Raw genomic sequence first — 4,066 nt, forward strand, 5'->3', positions numbered from 1 at the left:
GCGGAGCGGTGACGGGTGCGGGCCGGCGGCCGCGGGCGCGGACCCCGCCGAACAGGCGCACGCGCTCGACGAGTTCCGCCCGGAAGGCGTCGGAGGTGGTGACGCCGCGGTTGCTCTCGGGCTTGGCGAGGTAGTCCACCGCGCCGAGTGCCAGACATTTGAGCGAGATGTCGGCGTTGCGGGTGGTCAGCGTCGACATCATCACGACCTGCAGGGTCGGGCTCGCGGCGAGCATCCGGGGCAGCGCCTCGGTGCCGTCGAGTTCCGGCATGTCGATGTCGAGCAGCACCACGTCGGGGTCGTGCCGGCCCATCATCTCCAGCGCGATGCGGCCGTTCGAGGCGGTGCCGACGACGTTGAAGCCGGCCTCGCCGATCCAGCGGGCGACGAGCCCGCGCACCACGGCGGAATCGTCGGCGATCAGCACGCGGATCTGGCCCGGCGCGGGCTGGGACCCCGCCGGGAGGGGAGCGCCGGCCGGCCCCCTGAGCGGCGCGCGCGGCGCAAGGTTGAGTGGGGCAGCCAGCATCGGTTCACGCCTCGGTCACGGGTCGCGGTGGACGGGCCGGGCGCCTCCTCCCGTCGGGGCGCGTGTCCGGGCGTCGTTCGGTCTTCGCGCCGCCCGCGCACGGGCGTCGTTGGGGTCTTGGCGCCGCCCGCGCACGGGCGGCCCGGTCTCGGGTCGTCGTGCCGCGGATCCGGCCCCGCGGCTCTCAGGCGGCCGTCGCCTGGAGCACGCCCACCTGCTCGAGCTTGGCCGTCAGGATGTCGCGGTCGAACGGCTTCATGATGTACTCGTCCGCCCCCGCCCGCAGCGCGCGCGCGATCGCCCCGACGTCGTTCTCGGTGGTGCAGAACAGGATCTTGGGCCGGTCGCCGTCCGGCATGCGGCGGATCTCCTGCAGGAACGCGTAGCCGTCCACGTTCGGCATGTTCCAGTCGAGCAGGATCGCCTCCGGCATCGCCTGCCGGCAGACCTGGAGGCCCTCGGCCCCGTCCTCGGCCTCCGCGGCCGTGAAGCCGAGCGTCTCCACGATGCGGCGCGCGACCTTCCGGATGACGGCGGAATCATCGACGATGAGGCAGGTCGGCACGGACATCCCCGAGGCTGTTCCCGAAGCGGTTCCCGACGCGGTTGCGAAAGCGGTGGCCATGGCGCTCCCCCGGCTCAGGCGGCGGTGGGCTCGGCGCGCTCGGCGCCGAAGCTGAGGAGCCCGTCAACGTCGAGGATGACGAGGAGCTTGCCGTCCAGGCGATGCACGCCGAGCGCGAGGTTGCGCCAGCGCGCGTCGAGGTTGATCGGCACCGCCTCGTGCGTGTCGGGCCCGAGCTTGAGCACCTCGCCGACGCCGTCGACCACGAGGCCGAAGGTCTCGCCGGCCTGCTCCAGGCCGATCGCCATGCCGGCCCCTTGCGTCTCGGCCCTGGGCATGCCGAGCCGGCGGCGCAGGCAGATCGCCGTGACGACGCGCCCGCGCAGGTTCAGCAGGCCGACGATCTCCGGGGGTGCCAGCGGCACCGGCGTGATGCCAGTGGGGATGAACACGTCGTGCACCCGGTTGATGGCGAGGCCGAACATGGTCTCGCCGACGAAGACGGTGACGAATTCCTGGGTGGCGCCGTCCTTGGCCGCGGCGGCGGCCGCGGCGTTGCTGTTGGCGGGCTTCATCATGGCGGTGGTCCGGTTTGAACGGGCGTGGCGGGGTCGGGCGCGGGCCGCGCCTCGGGGTCAGGCAGCCTCGGCGAGGCTCGGCGCGTCGATCTCGGTGAGCGCCGCGATCAGGCCGCTGCGGTCGAACTTGGCCACGAGGTCGCTGATCGCGAGGCGGCGCGCCCGGTCCACGGTCTCGGCCCCGACCGCGGCCGAGAGCCCGATCACCGGCAGGCCGGCGATCGGGTGGCCGGCGGCGCGGATCGCCGCGACGAGGTCGAAGCCGCTGCGGCCCGGCATCTCCAGGTCCGTCACCACCACGTCGATCCGGGTCTCGCCCGAGAGGATGGCCATCGCCCGCTCGGCGCCCTCGGCCGCGATCACGCCGTAGCCCGCGGCCTTGAGCACCGGGGTCAGCATGTCGCGGAAGAAGGCCGAGTCGTCGACCAGCAGCAGGGTCCTGGCCACCTTCGTCGGCCGGCGGGGCCCGCGCGCCCAGTCGTCGTAGGCGAGCGGCAGGAAGTGGGCGATGTTGATGATGTCGGTGGCCCGGCCCCGCAGCACCGCCGAGCCGATCAGGTCCGAGCGTTCGGCCGCGATCTCGATGTCGAGGCGCTCCTCGACGATGTCGACGATCTGATCGACCACGAGGCCCATCGCCCGCTCGCCGTCCGAGAACACCACGAGCGCCTGGGTGCCCTCGGTGCGGATCTGGATGGTCTCGTCGGCCACCACCAGCGGCATCAGGCGGCCGCGGTACTGGATCAGCGGGCGGCCGCCGAGCCACTCGACCTTGGTGGCGTCGATCTCCTCGAGGCGCGTGACGAGGGAGAGCGGCACAGCCTTGAAGGCGCCGTTGCCGCCCTTGAAGACGAGGAGCGTCGTCTTGGCCTCGCCGGCCTCGACCTCCTCGGCCTCCATCTCGGCCGGGATCGAGCCGGCCTGGGCGCTCTGGCTGACCTGCCGGGCGACGCCGTTCGGATCGACGATGAGCACGACCGCCCCGTCGCCCAGGATGGTGTTGCCGGCAAACAGCGAGAGGTGCCGGAGCTTGGAGGACATCGGCTTCACGACGATCTCCTCCGTGTGGAAGACCTCGTCCACCAGGATGCCGAAGCGCTGGCGCCCGACCTGGGCCACCACTACGAAGCCCGTCTGGGTCTCGGCCTCGGTCGCCTCCTGCCCGAGCAGGCTCGTCAGCGTCACGATCGGCAGGAGGCGCTCGCGCAGGCGCAGCACCGGCGCGCCGTTGATGCGCTCGATCTTCTGGGCGGCGGCGGGATCGACCCGCACCAGTTCCAGCACCGCCACCTGCGGCACCGCGAAGCGGCTCTCGCCGGCCCGCACGATGAGGGCGGCGACGATGGCCAGCGTCAGCGGGATCTTGATGGTGAAGGTGGTGCCGCGGCCCGCCTGGGTGTTGATGTCGATGACGCCGCCGATGGTCTCGATGTTGGTCTTGACCACGTCCATGCCCACGCCCCGGCCCGAGACCGAGGTGACGGCGGCGGCCGTCGAGAAGCCGGCGTGGAAGATGAACTTGGCGACCTGGGCGTCGGTCATCTTCTCGACGTCGGCCTGGGAGGCGAGACCGCGCTCCACCGCCTTGCGGCGGATGGCGGCCAGATCCAGGCCCTTGCCGTCGTCGGCGATCTCGATCGTGATCGTGCCGCCCTCGTGGTAGGCGGCGAGCCGGATGGTGCCGCGGGCGGGCTTGCCGGCGGCCACGCGCGCGGCGGTCGATTCCAGGCCGTGGTCGGCGGAGTTGCGCACCATGTGGGTGAGCGGGTCCTTGATCACGTCGAGGACCTGCCGGTCGAGCTCGGTCTCGGCGCCGAGCATCACCAGCTCGATCTGCTTGCCGAGTTCGGCCGAGAGGTCGCGCACCACGCGCGGCAGCTTCTGCCACGCGTTGCCGATCGGCTGCATGCGCGTCTTCATCACGCCTTCCTGCAGCTCGGCGGTGACGTGGCTGAGCCGCTGCAGCGGCACCTTGTAGCTCGAATCCTCGTGGCGCCGGGCGATCTCGAGGAGCTGGTTGCGGGTGAGCACCAGTTCCGAGACCATCGTCATCAGGTGCTCGAGGGTATCGACGTTCACCCGGATGGTCTGGACCTTGCCCGGGACCTCGCCGCCCTCGGCGGCGGGCGCGGGGGCCTCCGCCTTCTGGGCGGCGGGCGCCGGGACGGGCGCAGGTGCGGGCGCCGGCGTGGCGGCGACCGGCGCGAGCGCGGCGGCGACCGGGGCCGCCACGGGAGCCGGCATGGAAGCGGGGATGGAAGCGGGGGCCGGGAGCGGAGCAGGCTCGTCGTCGGGACCGGGCGCGGCCAGGAAGGCGGCCTCCAGCTCGTCCAGGCTGACCTCGCCGGGCTTCAGCTCGCGCTCGACGGGTGGCGGCAGGACCGGCTCGGGCGG

At 72.6% G+C, this 4,066-nt stretch carries 4 protein-coding genes; all 4 read right to left on the reverse strand.

Going from position 1 to position 4,066, the window contains the following annotated elements:
* A partial coding sequence (locus tag AX737_RS09870; protein WP_156453624.1) for a response regulator occupies positions 1–529 on the reverse strand: 529 nt, incomplete at its 3' end.
* A gap of 184 nt (positions 530–713) precedes the next feature.
* Positions 714–1,094 (reverse strand): response regulator, encoded by a 381-nt coding sequence (locus tag AX737_RS09875; protein WP_066920961.1) that lies wholly within the window; start codon positions 1,092–1,094, stop codon positions 714–716.
* A 74-nt stretch (positions 1,095–1,168) separates the two neighbouring features.
* Entirely contained in the window at positions 1,169–1,669 is a 501-nt protein-coding gene (locus AX737_RS09880) for a chemotaxis protein CheW (protein WP_066920963.1), read from the reverse strand.
* A 60-nt stretch (positions 1,670–1,729) separates the two neighbouring features.
* Positions 1,730–4,066 (reverse strand): hybrid sensor histidine kinase/response regulator (locus tag AX737_RS09885; protein WP_066920959.1); only part of this gene is annotated, 2,337 nt, incomplete at its 5' end.

The sequence above is a fragment of the Methylobacterium sp. CCH5-D2 genome (genome assembly GCF_001556475.1).
Classification (GTDB): Bacteria; Pseudomonadota; Alphaproteobacteria; order Rhizobiales; family Beijerinckiaceae; genus Methylobacterium; species Methylobacterium hispanicum.